Source organism: Otoolea muris (assembly GCF_943193115.1).
Taxonomy (GTDB): Bacteria; Bacillota; Clostridia; order Lachnospirales; family Lachnospiraceae; genus Otoolea; species Otoolea muris.
On sequence record NZ_CALPCY010000009.1, the window covers coordinates 40,567 to 57,209 of the forward strand.

Genomic DNA, 16,643 nt, shown 5'->3' on the forward strand with positions numbered 1-16,643 from the left:
TTCCTTTCTGCAGCGCCTGCCTGCCCGGCAGGGCGCTTAAATGGTTGTTTCTATGTCCGTATCTGAAATCGTTACCGTACGGCCGTATTTATCCTTCAATGTTAATAAAAAATCATAATTTATATATTCGTTGTTTCCGAGATTATAGCTAAATGAACTGCCAGAGATCGGCGGTTCCACGGTGATTTGGGTCTGATCCGGCCGTACTGCCGTCAGCGAAACTTGCGCCAGCGCGCCGTCGGACAGCGCGCAGTCCACTTTCACGGGATTGGTCGTATGCGGATAGACCGACTCGGCAAATGAGAGCGCGGCCGGCGTGCAGAGCGCCTTTAAGCAGGCTTCGCTTAAGGCCCCGGCGTCCCCGGTCTTCTCCAGTGAAACCAGATGAGGGGCGTACACATAGCCGTCCGGCCCCGGAGGCGTACAGGCGTAACCGCTGCCCAGCTCTGACAGCACGGAGCCTGGCTTTTTCTCCGGATCCGTAAACTCCTCCCAGCGTTTTTTATCCCCCGCCTGGTTTGCGGCCCTGACCCTTTCTCCCGCGCTTTTGGGCCGCAGGCACCATGACAGATAAAAACAGGCGGAAACAACGGCCTCTTTTTCCGTTATGCCCGCAATGCCTCCCAACGCGTCGCCTTCCACGGCGCGGCTGTACAGATAGCCAAGATTATAGCAGGACGTAATCTTTGCGCATGAATCCGCTTTTCCGCATATCCCGCCCGCCGCGTAGCTTTTAGATGCATCCCGGGGCCCGGCGATGCTTCCGGCGCTGTGGCATGCGTCTATAATGCCGTTTGCGCTCCCGGCTATCCCCCCGGCCAGGCAGAGAGTATCGTTTTCGCCGTTCTCTGTCCCGTCTGCCTGAAACGAGATACCTGCATCTGCCCAGGAGCTGCGGATCTGTGATTCCGCATAGGAGAGAGAGCCGCACAGGCCCCCGGCCAGGCAGGCCCCCGCCCCGGTCTGGAGAACGATTGTCCCCTGCGCCGAACAGTTTTCTATCGTCCCCTGGCAGACGGCCGCAAGGATCCCGGCCCGGGTCGTTTTGGCTCCGCTTCGCACGCCGCTTATATCCTGCCTGACACGGGCTGCTTCAAACCGCAGATTCTTTACCGCGCCTGTGCCGATCCTGGCGAAAAAGCCCAGATCATACGTCTGGCGGGGACATATCTCAAGGTTTCTAATCACATGATCCGCCCCGTCCAGCTCGCCGTCAAACGAATAACGGGATCCGTTGCCCAGGGGAGCGAAATTTGTAATTATTCCGCAGTCCAGATCCTTTCGTATAACAAAACGGCAGCCTCTGGTGCGGTTTTTTCGGATGCACGCCCCCAGAATGTTGGTTAAATCCTCCGGTGTATCGATATAATAATCCATCTGTTAAACCTCTCGCATAATGGTTCAGGCCGGCCAAACGGTTACGCCTTTCCCGCCGGCAGAGCCGTATAAGCAATCGTAAGAATGACATCGTTTATATCCCCGGGGCTAAAGGGGTTTTCATCTCCATATTCCAGATACCACTGCGATACGGCTCCTGTTCCCTCAAACGGCAGGTACGCGCCGCCGGACGGGTTGTAGAAATGCATCCCGCTTTCGTTCTGGGCGTTGGATATATGGATCGCCTGGCCTGCGCGGCGATTTACTGTCACTCCGGAGGGCGCGGCCGCCCCGCTCTGGCCAAAGCCGGCCATATAAGCCAGCGCCTCCTGATCCGCGGGATTAGCCAGTATCGCGCTTCCTGTCTGTGTCAGCGTTGCGTTTATATTCTGGAAAGCGCCGATCACAACCTGCGTGCTGACGGTCAGGGAGCGTATCTTGTGCAGGCAGTTTGCCGGCTTTTTCACGTCGTCAAAGAGGGACAGCGGCAGCGTGAAGCCGCAGGCATTCCCGCTCTGAAGCTGCGCAAAGGCGGACGGAAGATCCCTTGCCAGCGATATGGTCTTCGTTATCTCCAGACGCCGCGGGTTTTTGGCGATATATGCCGCCTGCATGGCGTTCAGCGCGCTCATAAGCGCTTCCCCGGACATCAGCCCGCATTTGGCGTCGTCCCAGTATGTATAGGTAAGAAAATCCGTGCAATCGTCCGTCTCCTCCTGCCAGGCCGCCTGGGCACGCGCGGAGATCCCGATCGCCGTCTGGTAGGAATCGAACACCAGCCGGCGCAGCAGGCCGCTCAGCGCCCCGTACAAATTGCAGGACGAAAACTTTGTGCGGTAAAAATCGATCTGCTCGTCGGTCTGCCTGTCAAGGAGATCCACGCTTCTTTGTTCGCTGAGCGCGGACTCCCTCTGCAGGGCGTTTGCGGACAACTGCTGTTCCATATGCCTGATTTCGTTCTCTGCCTGTCCGGCCTGGAATTTCCACTCCTCAAGCCGCCTGGCATACGCGGCGTAGGTTTCTGTCACGCCGGCCGAGCAGCTCAGCGATGACGCGAGGGACATGGAGGCCATCGAAAAATTCATCATGGAGCTGCCAAGCTCCCTGCCGCCGTAAACCATTGCAAACGGGGATCCGACCTCCGGCGTCAGCGAAACCGCCCCTCCTACGGTTGACAGCGCCGCGGCCGCGGCGTTTGCCGCCCCCGCCGCTATATTCTGACCGATTGCCGCCTTCTCCGTACCGGAAATATTTTCGTCTGCAAGCTTTTTATAGTATTCCCTGCGCCGTTTGGCAGCCTCTTTTGCGATCTGCAGCGCCTCTTTTTCCCTGTCCAGCGCCTCAATCGTATTTTTGCGGACTTCCTTTGTAAAGGCGAGCAGTTTTGCGCTCTGCCTCGCTGACAGAACACGGAGCGCCTCAGCGTCCCCTTTCTCGATGGAGGCCAGAAGCTGTGACGAAAACTGGATAAGGGCGGCGGTGAACTCCTTTGCACAGGCATAGAGAACCGAATACCGGTACCAGTTTGTCCCGATCACCGGCCGCCTTGCACAAGGCGATGCGCAGCCTGCAGCCCGGCTCCTCGAAAGCTCCAGCGGATCCGCCGCGGCGGGAAACAGCGGGATACTCCTGGGGTTTCCGTTGATGTCAAGATTCCCGCGGATTTTTCTCAGCCGGTCTTCCACAATATCCCATCTCGACAGAGCGGCGGCGCTGGCAGGGAGCTTGAAATAGGGAAAGAAAAACTCAGTATCCTCCGCGCTGCAAGCGCTTCCCGCCCAGGCTTCGTCCTGCTCATCCAGCAGAACGGCCGTCAGCCTTTCCATCAATTCGGCAGCCCGGCGCCCCTGCTCCCTTCTGTTTCCGGCAAATAAATCGTCAAAGCACCTGGCCGACGCTTTTGGCGCGCGCTGCTTTACGGCGCACGGCCGTTTTCCCAAAACCTCGCCCGCCATGCCATAGAGGGACGACGCATTGGCAATACTGTCCCAGGTCAGCTTTGCGAACTCCCTGTCCCCCCACTCGGTGAGCAAATCGACATATTCTAAAACCGTATATTTTTCATATGCGCCGATGCGCAGTGACGCGATGGCATGCGGATCAAAGGGGTTGTTGTGGTAATTGCGCAGCTCGGCGCTGTCGCGCAGGTCATCGATCAGACTGGCAATTGTCCTGGTGCGGAACGGGAAAAAGCCCCAGCAGTAGCCGTAAGGGCCTCCCAGCGTGTGATTCAAAAGGATTGCAGCCACGTTATTGATATCCTCCGGCAAAAGACCCGCTGCCAGAAGATCCGCCCGCGCGCCCGAACTCTCAAAATCCGCGAGGCCAAAGCCGTATTTCACCCGGTATTGCACCTGTCTCCCCGCTGATACGGCCGTAAGCAGCCCGGTTCCAGCAAGCGCCGAAAGGCAGGCGTTTTCCCTGCCGGGGATAACGGGCGAAAAGGTGTTAAAATCAATAAACGATTCAGCGGCAAGGGGCGAATAGATATACTCCAGCCATTTCCTGGCGTCCGCGTAATTTCCAAAATCCCGGAGCGTCTTTGCCGCGTACACCGGCAGATGGTAAAACAGCTCGTAATTATAGTTTTTATATAAGCCGTCAAAATCCGGCTGCGCGCCGTCCGCTGCCAGAGGCAGGTTAAGCGCTTTTACATTGGGTGAAAAACGCTCAATCGGATAGATGGCCGGCACTGGCGCCTGCTGGTTTTCAGGCTTCAGGAACGCGTCAACTCCCCCTGTGCTGAAGCTCTGTACAATATAGGGAAGCGATGCATTTGTAAGCCTTGTCACATCAAATTTCATTGCGTTTATATCAAATCCGCTCCCGCCGCCTCCGGAAAAGCGCAGGGATACAGGCAGCGGCGCATTGACGTACCGGCTGAAAATCCGGCTGACCTCTGACGGCGTATTCGCGCCGATCACGTTTGTATTCCTCAGCTTTACCTTTGGATTTAAGTTCATGGAAACGGCTGTATCCACAGGTGAAACCGCGTACCCGCTCCCTGTGTGATCCGTGAGCGCGTTGAAAATTTCCACGCTCGTCGCCTGATCCACGCTCTGCGACCAGAACATACGGTTCGACGCCAGACGGCGGTTGCTCAGCAGATGGAACAGCCCCTCAACGGTCTGCTCAGGGACGTTTTTCCCGAACAGCCTCTCCAGCGCTCCCGCAATGTTCTGCCTGGTGGCGTTGGGCGTGTATACATAGCCGTTGATGTCAATCACCGGCGGTTCGTGCTGATACAGGGTATCAAACATGTCTTCGCTGCTCTTGCCGCATTCGCCCGCAGCGCGCCCGATGTCCTCTGCGGTTATCTTCGGATAGCTGATTACAATGGAGCTGTCCGTGGGCTTAAGCTGCGCGGGCTTTCCCTTTTCGCTCTTTGCGGGCGCGGGAGTCAGGAGAAACGCCTCCCCGCCCTTTCCCCCTGTCTTTAGTATAAAGCCCCCGGCCAGGTTCACGGTCTTTATAATCTCCGAATCCGAGGCCAGGCGGTTATCCGCACTTCCAAACAGGTTCCGGGATCCCAGGCATTGCAGGAGGATCGTATACAGATCGCCGAACTGCGCGGGAGTGACCCCTGTCTTCGATGTTGACGCATAAAAGCTGTTTCCGCTCAGCGCTTCGGGGCTTATCCGCACCACGCCGCCGCTGCCGGCTCCGCCCGTATCGGACTTCGTAAATACCGCTATGCCGACGCCCTCCAGATAATTCTGGAAATCCCGGAGCATGGCATCCGGCTTTGTACCCAGCGCATAGGTATTTAATGTGTCGCAGAACTCGCCTCCGTAGTTTCCGCTTTCTCCGGTGTACGAATAGCTGGGCAATGCCTGCCCGGCAAATTTAGGAGTGATCGTATCAGGCGCGCTCAATGGGTTCTTTAGCACATCGGCAGTGTACACGGCGCTGATGATGGAGGAAGATTCATCCATAGCGGCCGCCGGCGCGATCGCCTCTTCCCCGCCTGTGTATTCGTCAAAGATCAGGAACTCACCGTCCGCCGCCGCATTTTCCTCGCGCAGGGTGCTTCCGAATATATGCACGCTGCCGCTGCAGAGCCGGCCGGAGATATTCTGATGGCTCAGAAGATTGATTTTATCACAGAGCGAGGCATGGCGCTCGGAAAAAGCGGCCTTATCCCTGGTTTCAAACGGACTGCTTAACGGATAATAATTCTCAACCGCCTCGTCGGGAATGCGGTAGACAAAACCGCCGAACATGATCAGCAGCTTTTCAAATTCGCAGTTCTGGCTGATATAGTACCGGCCGGAGGCGTCGCAAAAGTTGCGCTCGGTGATCCGAAACGCCGCAAGGCGTCTGTATCCCTCGCCGTTTACGTCGTACGCGTTTTTGAACGGCTTGCCGTAATCCGCGTCCGAATCTTCAACCACGCAGGCTTCATCGAACAGAGTCTGAACCGTATTCCAGCTTCCGAGCAGGCTCCGGTACGTGTATTTTACGGAAAATCTCGTCACATTCGAGGTGCTCTGCAGCAGGCGCGCCGCCGCGCCCTCATCCGTTCCGCCGCCCGGGGACGGGGGCGTGTACGAGATCTTCGGCGCGGCCCCCAGCGACTTCTCAAGCCAGAACAGGTATAGTTTCCCGAAGATGAAGATGGGCGTGATCTCCGTCACAGGGACAGGCACAGGGATCTCCGCCCATTCCCCCCAGATCCCGTCTTTGCGGATACAGTAGTAAAGCTTCCCGCCCGACGCCTTCGTACGCCCGAACAGGTAGAGCTCCTCCGCGCCGTCTGTCGCGGCCAGGTACGACGCGCAGGGAATGATATTGGAAAGCTCCGCATAGCCGTCCAGATACTTCGCATAGAGAGACTCCGCTAACGCCGCATCCAGCGGTTTTCCGGAAGCTTCCGAAAGGGCGCTCCTAAACAGGGACGACTGGGAGGAGCGGATATCCGGCAGGAGGTACTGTTCCGGTTCGACAAACACCATGCGGTTGGCCTTCCACTCCGAATAATCCATGATCCAGGATCAGTATTCCCCGCTTATGCCATCGATCCGCCCGACACCGGGCTCCAGCCCGCTCCGGCAGCGGTTCAGATACGTCTGGGCGGCATTGATCCCCTCGCGTATATACGACGTGCGCACCGCATCGTCCATGCGCACGTCAAGCAGCAGATACGCCGACAGCGCCTCCGGCGTATCCATGTCCCGGTATATGGAGCCGAGCGTCTGGAGCGTCAGCGCCGTCAGGGCCGAACAGTATGCCTTTCCGCTTCCCTCCGGGACAGGAAGGCCGCGGGCGCACAAAAGCAGATCCCCGTAACCGTTTTCTTTTGTGAGCGCGCCTAAATAGGACAGAAGGTTTGAAACAGATATCCGCACGGTCTTTACTGCGTCCAGTCTGGCCGCAAATTGCAGCATACCTTCGGCGGACAATGCCGCCGGGCAGAGTAACGCGTCGATATCATCCTCCGAAAGCCCGCACAGCCCCGCGAGAGCCGCCCGGCTGTCATCGCCCGCCATCGCGTCAGCAGCCAGCATAAAAAAGAGCGGATTGGCGCGGTAGTATTTCGCGGACCTGCACACGGTTACCAGATCCCTGTAAACAACCGTCCCTTCCATGTCGTCCGGGAAGAGCTCCCCGGCAAACAGCGCAAACACATCCGCCGGGAGTCTGTCCAAAAGCAGCTTCGCGCGGGCCAGCCGTCTGACCGCCTTCCGCGCAAACGCGAGGCCCTCTTCCTTATAAAATGTCTCCTGCCAGGAGGCGAAACCGCCGGGAGGGGCCGGAATCACATGAAACAGGCATCCGGCCAGCGCCGCATCCATCCCCAGGAAACGGATCAGCTCCTGCTCAACGGCATAGCTCTTTTTGTCTGCGGAAAGCGCGCCCGCCTGCGCCCTGATGCCATCCAAGAACGCCGCAATATCGCTGTCCTTAATGCCCGGTCCCGCATACGGCGTCTCTGCGCCTGTACAGATATAATCCGCCTCATACGCATTCATGCCGCTTATATCCTCATATGTCAGAAGCGCATCGAGCGTTTCCGCAGAGAATATGCCGGTAAGGGCCGCTGCGCCGACGCCCGCGAGCTCTGCCAGGGCAATGTATTCGCCGACGCCCGTTCCAAGAAGCCCGGCCATGTGCGTATTCCGGTAGAGCGCGCCAAGCTCTTTTGCGGAAATACTCTCCGAAGAGCCAAACAGATACGAGCAGAGCGCCTGTATATCATTCTCCGGATAATGCAGGGCTTCTGCAATGGCAGGGAGCGCGTCTGAAAGAGCATATGCCGCGCCGGACGACAGACGCCCGCCGTAAACGGCCCGGAACGCGCTGTCCGGCCCGTAATCGCAAAGCGATGATATCAGCGGCAATAACGCCTCCTGATCCTTTGGCATATTCCGGATAGCGGCAACGCGTGAAAGCGCAGGGTCCATATCGCCGTCCGCGATCACAGCGTCGAGCTGATCGTAAGTCAGCCCCGTGAGAGCCGCTGCCCGCGCAAACCGAATCAGGTTGGGAACCGAAGCCCTTGTGAGTCCTGTAACGCGCCGGGCATCCGCTGAGAGCTCCAGGCATGCTGCAAGGCCCCGGTTGATATAAAATCCCGGGGCGGCAAGCTGAAACTCCTCTGCTGTGTCTATGCCCCGCCCGAGCAATTCGTCCAGCTCTTTTAGGGAAAGCCCGGCCGCGCGCATGACAAGTCCGGCATCGACGTCTGACCAGTCAGCCAGGGCGTCTAATTCAGGGTAAAAGTCACGTTTGCAGGCCAGAAGCGCCGCCAGATAATCCGCACTGACGCCCAGCGCGGCCGCCGTCAGGCGATCCTCCGGCAGATCGGGACGAAACAGGGCCAGAAGGCGCGCCGGGGAAAAGACGCCCTGCTTAAGGGCCGCGGCGACGATGTGATAGGGTTCCGAAAAAGGAAGGCCGGGGGGATATACATTTTTGGCGCAGTATGCCTTGATGCGCCCGTCGTCGTCCCCTCCTGCCGTTTCCATGTGCGCGGTTTCCCGGTCCGCTGTTTCTTTGCCCCTCGTTTCCCTGCCCGCGGTTTCTCTGCCCGCCGCACCCGCAGCTCCCATAGCGCTTCCACACCCAAACCTGTCCGGATCCAGCTTTTTAAGCGCCGCGGCAAGGCGTTCCCGGATGATATCCGTGTATGGCAAAAGCGTCTCTGTGTTTTCCCTTGTCAGCAGGAGCGAATAGAGATCCGGGCGGCGGTCGCGCAGACGCCGGCCGGGCGGAATGTCGAATTCCGATGTTATGTATGTCTCGATGATCCGCATCAGATCCGCAAAATAGGCGGCCGGGGAAAATACGTCAAGTCCGTCCTCCGCTCCTGCTATACAGTCGAAGATATCGGAATAGGACGTCACATCTCCGAAGAAATCCGGCAGCTCTGCCAGGATGCCGGCCTTTTGGGGCATGTCCCGGGAGGAAAGATTGTAGAGGCTGAAAAACAGATGTTTCGCCTTATGCGCCGCAGAGGAAACACAGCGGTGGAACCTGCGCAGCTCCTCTGCGGACGGGGCGCTGTTATCGCAGAGCGTATGCTCTTTGGCTGCCTGAGGTTCTTTGGCTGCTTTGGTCTGTTTGATTTCTTTGCCGGTTCTGTCTGTGCTGTCTGCTCCGGATATCCCTGAGCCGGCGCTGTATTTACGGACAAACCCGTTTTCGCTTGTTTTGAGGATCTCTGTGAATGGAGGAGCTCCGCAATTTGTCTCAAACCATTTGCGCAGGGTTCCCCAGGATTCCTTGGACGGCGCGGTGTATTTATGCATATTATCTCCCTTCATGAACGGAACAGGCGGATAATTTGGGCAGCTTGTCTGTCAAAACAGAGAGTTTTGTGATTTCAGGATGAAAATTCCGTCTTTATTGCCAAACAATCCGGATGTATTATGTATCCCCATTATAGTATATGCCCTGTTTGTTGTCAAATTACAGTAATTCCAGGATTTCCACTAAATTGTTACCGTTTCGTGATGCGGCTCAGAAGAATTTTTTTGGGGGGTATCTTGCCAACAGACAAAAATGAAGCGGGCGCTTTTCATACAGCATGACAAAAAGCCCTGGAGCGTCGCCTCCGGGGCTTTCCTATTTCCAATTTGGGGAATGGCAGTGCTAAAGCCATAGGTTCGTATAGCGTATTTAATGTCCGATGATATACTACTGTACTGTACCGATTATATTCAGGCAAACCTCCTTGCCTAAATTTCCATCAGACTGCGTTGTCGGCGGTCAACGATGCCGCCGCGGCAGCCCTTCTCATTCGGTGTTTCAATATATACCTTAACACGTCCATCAGGCTTCATCTCAGAATGTGTAATTTCTGTATCTTCATTAAGCGTCATGTATGGATGCATCATAAAACCGCCGCAAAATCACTCCCTGTGACTTCACGGCGGCCTAACTATATCCTTATATAAACTCCTGTATCCCCACGCCTTCCCGGCTCATTCCTTATAAAAACCGCAATCCGCAGCCTCTTATAATCTCTTCAAAAGCGCCTCTCTCGCCTCTTCATAGCCCGGCTTCCCGAGAAGTGCGAACATATTCTTCTTATAGCTCTCCACGCCCGGCTGGTTGAACGGATTCACGCCCAGTAAATATCCGCTGACGCCGCAGGCGAACTCAAAGAAGTAGAAAAGCTGTCCCAGATTGTACTCATCCAGCTCAGGGATGATAACCTTTACATTCGGCACGCTGCCGTCCGTGTGCGCGAGAATCGTGCCGTTCATGGCGCTCTTATTGACGAAATCCACGCTCTTTCCGGCCAGATAGTTCATGCCGTCCGTGTCAACCTCTTCCTCTTCGAGAATGATCTCAGCCGGAGAACTCTCTACCTCCATTACAGTCTCAAACATAATCCTCGCGCCGTCCTGGATGAACTGTCCCATGGAGTGCAGGTCTGTGGTCAGGTCAACGGAGGCCGGGAAGATGCCCTTCTGATCCTTGCCCTCGCTCTCTCCGTAAAGCTGCTTCCACCACTCGGATACGTAATGCAGACACGGCTCGTAGTTTGCCACGATCTCGACCATCTTTCCTTTTCTTAAAAGGATATTGCGCACCGCCGCGTATAAAAGCGCCGGGTTTTCCTCATACGGCGTCTCAAGCGCTTTCTTTCTTCCGAACGCCGCGCCCTCCATCAGCTTTGTAATATCAGCCCCGCTGACTGCAATGGGAAGAAGGCCCACAGCGGTCAGCACGGAGTAGCGGCCTCCCACGTCGTCCGGAACCACAAAGGATTCATAGCCCTCTTCATTCGCCAGGCTCTTGAGCGCTCCCCTGGCCTTGTCTGTGGTGGCATAGATTCTCTTATTGGCCTCCTCTTTTCCGTATTTCTCAATCAGCATCTTCTTAAATACACGGAAGGCTATAGCCGGCTCTGTGGTGGTGCCGGATTTGGAAATGATATTGATGGAGAAATCTTTTCCGTCCAGCATGTCCTGCAGATCCCTGATATACTTGCTGCTGATGCTGTTTCCCACAAAATAAATCTCCGGCGTTTTTCTCTTATCCTTTGATAAATTGTTGTAAAAGCTATGGGATAAGAACTCAATAGCCGCCCTTGCCCCAAGGTAGGAGCCGCCGATACCGATCACCAGAAGCACATCGGAATCTCCCTGAATCTTCGCCGCCGCTTTCTGAATACGCGTAAATTCGTCCTTGTCATAGTCAACCGGAAGATCCACCCAGCCCAGGAAGTCATTCCCCGCGCCGCTCCGGTTTACCAGCGTGTCTCTGGCCGCCACCACGCTGGTTTTTAAGTTGCCAAGCTCCTCCTGGCCGATGAATCCGCCTGCCTTGGAATAATCAAACCTAACTTCTTTTCCCATTGTCTTTGTCTCCTTTTTCACTTGTTCACAGCCGCATTCCGGCGGCTGTCCTATGTATTTCATTATATCAATGCAACCGCCATTTCGCAACCGCCAATTTACCGTTTACAGTTCGCAGGGCGGGGAAAACTGGCGGAAAACAGACGTCAAGCTTGCTTGTAAGGCGGTTTTCCGCCAGTTTTCCACATCGGGCGAACGCCCGATGCTTCTTGTCCGGCATAGCCGGACAAGAAGATACCGCCCGTAAATAGCAACAGCTTACCAGTTACACTATAATTATAACCGTCCGCCCACCCGAACCGCCGCCATGCTCCATCTGCCATGCCCCCATTTTATGTCCGTGAAAAATATTGCTGCATGATCTCTCCGATCAGCTTCAGCTCCTCGCCGTTTAAATTCTTCAGCCAGTCCTTCTCCCTGGAAGGCGCTTCCTCCTGGCCTCTGTCCTTACTGGCCGCAATCTGTTCGAGACTCTGTTTTAAATAATCAATATCCCGCCTGGCCTGGCTGTCTTCCTCCGGGCCGCCGTATGCCGCATCCCGCGGCGCATTTCTGCCCTTTTTGGATGCCCCTGACACGGCGCGCTCCGCGCGATCCATTTCCCTCAGCTTTACAGGCGCTTCCTGCTCGTCCTCCTCCTTCATCGTCCGCACAGCCCGCAGCAGATCATCCGCCCTGGAATTCCTGCTTTTAATGCTGCGTATCGTTCCTCTGCCCGTCTCCTCCTTAATGAGGCCATTCTTCGTCTCCTCGCCGCGCGCCAGGCTGTCCTTATTTCCCTCGCGGGACATGCGTTCTTTAAACTCCTCGTCGCGGGATCGCTCCCTGGCCTCCTCACCGCGCGCCCCGCGCTCATTTATGATCTCATCCTCGCGTGTCTGGCGGTCTTTTCTTTCTTCGCGCGCCTGGCGATCCTTGTCCCAGTCCTGCGCCGTAAGCGCCGCCCTGGACATCGCCGCATCACGGCCCGTATTTTCCCTGGCGGCCCGTACAAACACGGAATTGTCCATATACTCCAGTAAAACCGTCTCCAGCCTTTGCTGTTTCTGGATAATATTAAAACTGCTGTCCAAAAAGGTCAGAAGAAGACTGCTCAAAGCGCCAACAGATGCATATAATACAATATAGTAGGAATCCAGCCTGTACCAGTAAGCCAAAAATGATCCCGCCCCTCCGGCCAGGAGCCCCAGAATCACCATCTGCATGGACAGGTTATTCCATGTATCCAGAGAGAGATTCATAAACCGGAAACCGTATAGCTGCTTCTCCAAATATGCCTGCGTATTGACAATGTTCTGATTCAGACGATAGGCATTTTCCAGCTTCTGCTTCAGTGCTTTTAAGTTTTTGTTCTTCGTCATCGCCATGTTATCTGTTTCTTTCAATAATCTTTTGTAGAGGCTCCGTGTAATGAGTTTGCTCACAATCCCGATGACTCCGATCGCCGCAAGCACGGATAATGCTTTTCCGGATGCTAAAAATTCCAACATAAAAAAGCTCCCCTTTCTTCTCCAGATTTTCCAGATAGCCTATATTATAGCCTCCGGTTTTATCTTTGGGAAGATGAGAAAGCCAAAAATCGTTCGTCAAATATGGCCTTGATTCGATTCTCAAGGCCATGTCTGAAGCGTTATTTTTATTTTTCGTACCTTGCCGCCATCTCCAGCAGCAGCTTTACACTGTGGCGGATCGCCTGCTCCTCAAATACGGCGTAATCCATCCCCGCGCTGTCGTCCGCTTTATCGGAGATCGCCCGGATCACCAGATACGGGATATGGTTTAAATAAGCTGCCTGGGCGATCGCCGCGCCCTCCATCTCCGTGCAGCTTCCGCCAAACGTCTCGATCAGCCGCTCCTTCTTCTCCTTATCGGAAATAAACTGATCCCCGCTCAGCACACGCCCTGTAAAGGTCTGAATCTCAGGGTTCACCTCCCGGTTGCACGAAAGAGCCAGCTCGATCAGCTCCTTATCCGCCTCAAACGCCAGTGTATCCACTCTGGGGATCTGCCCCTTCTTATATCCGAATCCACTGGCGTCCATATCGTGCTGCACCGCGTCCGTAGACACCACAATATCGCCGATATTGATCTCATTTCTCAGAGATCCCGCAATTCCTGTATTGATGATCGCGCTGATCTGGAAACGGTCCGCCAGAATCTGGCTGCACATCCCGGCATTGACCTTTCCAATACCGGAGCGCACCACAACCGCGTCCCTGCCCTTTAGCTTTCCCTGATAAAAATCCATTCCGGCCACTGTGGTGACCGAGACATCGGTCATCTCCTCCTTAATCTTTGCCACTTCCTCGTCCATTGCGCCGATAATACCAAGCATTCCTTTTTCCTCCAAATTTTTAATCCTTAGGAACTGTCGCAAAATAACCCAGTGCAACGTTGCATTCATTCGCGAGTGATGTTTACCCGCGAATGAATGCAATGCTGTACCAGGCAAAGTGCGCAGGATGTTTCTTTGTAAGCGCTGCGCATCTGCCAATAAAAATTATAATGTAGTTTTGGAGGGATGGCAACTGGTTTTAAAAATAATTATGGGAGATGGATGGTTACTGGTTACAGCTCAGGTTGTCTGAACCGTTACGATTATTGGGGCAATTATGCTACTGATGGCAGGACAGGGTTCACGTTGTTCCGGCTGGCTGCCTGAACTCATACGTCCTGAACTTCGCCTCCCTTTTCTGCAGCTCCGGAAGCCCCACAATGCCGGTAAACTCATTAAAGGTCGTCATCTGCCCCACGCACCCCTCGGAGGTTCCCTCTGCTTTAAGCTGCTTCAACATCTTCTGCATGGCCTTTGCCGCCGTGAACACGGTCCCGCAGGGGAATATCACGATATTAAAGCCCATTTCCTCAAGCTGCTTCGCCGTCCGCGGCGGCGTCTTTCCGTTTTCCGTCTGATTTGTGAATTTATAGACATTGGGGATTGAGCCAACAGCCTTCAGCTCCTCGTCGCTCCGCAGGGCGTCGGCGTATACAATATCCGCCCCGGCGTCGCGGTAGGCTTCGAGGCGGCGGATCGCTTCGTCCAGGCCATGTGTCGCGCGGGAGTCCGTGCGGGCGATGATCAGCATCTCCTCGCGCGCTTCCACAGCGGCATGGATCTTTTCCACATGCTCTTCCATGGAGATAACTGCTTTATTCTCCATATGGCCGCACCGTTTGGGGAACACCTGATCCTCTAAGTGAACCGCCGCCATTCCGGCCCTCTCAAATTCCTTTACGGTCCGGTACACATTCAGCGGATTGCCATAACCGGTGTCAATGTCCCCGATCAGGGGAATATTTAAAAACGCATTCATGTTGGCGCATACATTGGCCATCTCATTCATGGTCATCAGCCCATAATCCGGTTCTCCCAGAATGGATGCCGCCGCGCCGTAGCCGGTCATAAAGGCTGCCTCAAAACCGCACTGCTCGATCAGGCGCGCTGACAGGCAGTCATATGCGCCGGGCGCTACGATGATCTCCGGATTCTTCAGCCTTTCCCGCAGCATACGCGCGCCGCTGATTTGATTGGTTGCATACATATCGTTATCCTCCTAAAATTAAAATAAACTGTCTGGTTGCTTATGAAAATACACTGGGCAGAAATGTAACAAGCCCAGGGAAAATCAGGCATAAAATTGCCGTGATCAGAACAGGAATGGTTAGCGGAATTGTATGTTTTACCACCACGTCCATGCCAAGCCCTGCATTCTTGCACAAAATAAACAGGCATGTCCCAAACGGCGGCGTAATCTGCCCAATCATCAGAACAAGACACATCACCACTCCAAACACTGTTATATTAATCCCCACCTGCTGCATCAGAGGCAGAAAAATCGGCGTAAACAACAGGACGCACTCGGTTGTAGACATAAAGCACCCTATAAAAAGCAGGAATATCATCAAAATCATGGTTACAACCGCCTTGTTTGTGGTCAGGCTTACCACGCTCTGAGCCAGTAATACGGGAATACGCGTCCGGGTCAGTACATAACCGTATAATGACACGCAGCCCAGCACAAGCATAATCGACGCGCAGTCCAGTACGCTTTTTCTAAGCAGTAAAACCCACTCCCGCGGTTTCATATCCTGATAGATAAACAGAGCCAGAACTGATGCATATAAAACGGCGATTGCTGACGCCTCAGTCGCGGTAAAAATACCGGACCAGATTCCTCCAATAATAATCATCGGCGTCATAAGGGACAAAATCGAATGGCGAAACGCATTCCACAGTCTTTTTAAGCTAAAGGGCTCTCCCCGCGGATAATTGCGTTTTACAGAATACATGTACACCATGGCCATCATCCCCCCGGCCATCAAAAGTCCCGGCAATATTCCTCCGATAAACAAACCGGATACGGATACCCCGGCAAGAACCCCATACATTACCATTGGCACACTTGGCGGAATGATCGGGCCAATCAGCGAAGATGCCCCTGTCACGGCAACCGAAAATTCTTTATCAAACCCGGCATCCGTCATCGCTTTAATTTCCATAGTCCCAAGCCCCGCCGCATCTGCCGCGGCTGTGCCGGACATACCCGCAAAAATAACGCTGCACAAAATATTGACATGCCCAAGCCCACCGCGCAGGCTTCCCACACAGGCCTGACAGAAGTCAAAGATACGGTTTGTAATATCGCTCCCATTCATTAACTGACCCGCGAGAAGAAACAGCGGAATCGCAAGGGATGTAAAGCTGTTTACGCCCGAAACGGTCTGCTGGATTAAAATATGCAGCGGTACGTCCTCAAATCCCCACAGATATACGGCTGAGGCAAACGCTGTGGCCGCCATAGAAAATGCAACCGGGACGCCGCAAAGCATAAGTACAACCAAAACCCCGACAAAAAGTACGATTAGCATTCATTCACCTCCGACGGAAACGGGCTGCTAAGCCCTGTCCTAAATCCTTCCACGTTCCCTGTCCGGATGATCCGGACAGCAATCGCCGCATCCCGAAGCGTATAAAAAAACATGTAAACACTGCCAATAATCAGGGGGATATACAGCCATTTCTGGCTCAGCCACGGCATAGACGTGGCCATATTCCCCCCTACCAGCTCCAGCTCCTTTAAGCCTCCGATCACAAACATAATTAATACTGCCATGGTGATCAGGGCGTTAAACAGCAGGGCGAGTCCGCACATCTTCCCCTTAAGGCGATCCCGCAAAAAATACGCGCCCAGATGGCCTCCATGGCGCATTGCCGTCCCCGCCCCAAAGAAGCAGCAGCCAACCATCATATAACCGGCCAGCTCGTCGGTCCACACAATCGTCACACTGTTGATAAAACGGGCCGCCACCTGCAGCCAGCAACACAAAATCAGGCCCGCCATAAATAAAAGTCCAAGGAAATCATAGATCCCATTCAAAAAACGTATCTGTCTTTTCAGCATAAAACCTCCTCCAGACTCTGTTCAAAACAAAGCCCTGTCCTGATATGCATGATTC

At 54.6% G+C, this 16,643-nt stretch carries 9 protein-coding genes; all 9 read right to left on the reverse strand.

Annotated features, from left to right (window positions below; all coding sequences use genetic code 11):
- Positions 1–36: 36 nt before the first annotated feature.
- The 9 genes from NFS31_RS07740 to NFS31_RS07780 all read right to left on the reverse strand — a co-directional run bounded on the left by NFS31_RS07740 (position 37) and on the right by NFS31_RS07780 (position 16,588).
- The gene (locus tag NFS31_RS07740; protein WP_251493210.1) at positions 37–1,377 is read right to left on the reverse strand and encodes a hypothetical protein; all 1,341 of its coding nucleotides are present in this window, start codon (positions 1,375–1,377) and stop codon (positions 37–39) included.
- Between the two features lie 41 nt (positions 1,378–1,418).
- A complete protein-coding gene (locus NFS31_RS07745; RefSeq protein WP_251493212.1) occupies positions 1,419–6,362 on the reverse strand; it encodes a Tc toxin subunit A-related protein in 4,944 nt (1,647 codons plus the stop codon).
- A 9-nt stretch (positions 6,363–6,371) separates the two neighbouring features.
- Positions 6,372–9,128 carry a neuraminidase-like domain-containing protein gene (locus NFS31_RS07750; protein ID WP_251493214.1) on the reverse strand — a complete coding sequence of 919 codons (2,757 nt, stop codon included), beginning with the start codon at positions 9,126–9,128 and terminating at the stop codon, positions 6,372–6,374.
- A 708-nt stretch (positions 9,129–9,836) separates the two neighbouring features.
- Positions 9,837–11,186: a glucose-6-phosphate isomerase gene (locus NFS31_RS07755; RefSeq protein WP_251493216.1), complete on the reverse strand. Its 1,350-nt coding sequence runs from the start codon at positions 11,184–11,186 to the stop codon at positions 9,837–9,839.
- A gap of 332 nt (positions 11,187–11,518) precedes the next feature.
- Positions 11,519–12,676 carry a hypothetical protein gene (locus NFS31_RS07760; protein ID WP_251493218.1) on the reverse strand — a complete coding sequence of 386 codons (1,158 nt, stop codon included), beginning with the start codon at positions 12,674–12,676 and terminating at the stop codon, positions 11,519–11,521.
- 146 nt (positions 12,677–12,822) lie between these two features.
- The gene (locus NFS31_RS07765; RefSeq protein WP_251493220.1) at positions 12,823–13,521 is read right to left on the reverse strand and encodes a 5'-methylthioadenosine/adenosylhomocysteine nucleosidase; all 699 of its coding nucleotides are present in this window, start codon (positions 13,519–13,521) and stop codon (positions 12,823–12,825) included.
- A 301-nt stretch (positions 13,522–13,822) separates the two neighbouring features.
- On the reverse strand, positions 13,823–14,728 hold the full coding sequence (locus NFS31_RS07770) for an isocitrate lyase/PEP mutase family protein (RefSeq protein WP_251493222.1): 906 nt from the start codon (positions 14,726–14,728) through the stop codon (positions 13,823–13,825).
- Positions 14,729–14,768: 40 nt separating this feature from the next.
- Complete coding sequence (locus NFS31_RS07775; protein WP_251493224.1) at positions 14,769–16,055, reverse strand: TRAP transporter large permease; 1,287 nt, start codon at positions 16,053–16,055, stop codon at positions 14,769–14,771.
- Positions 16,049–16,588 (reverse strand): TRAP transporter small permease, encoded by a 540-nt coding sequence (locus NFS31_RS07780; protein WP_251493226.1) that lies wholly within the window; start codon positions 16,586–16,588, stop codon positions 16,049–16,051. Before NFS31_RS07780 ends, NFS31_RS07775 begins: the two co-directional genes overlap by 7 nt.
- Positions 16,589–16,643 lie beyond the last annotated feature (55 nt).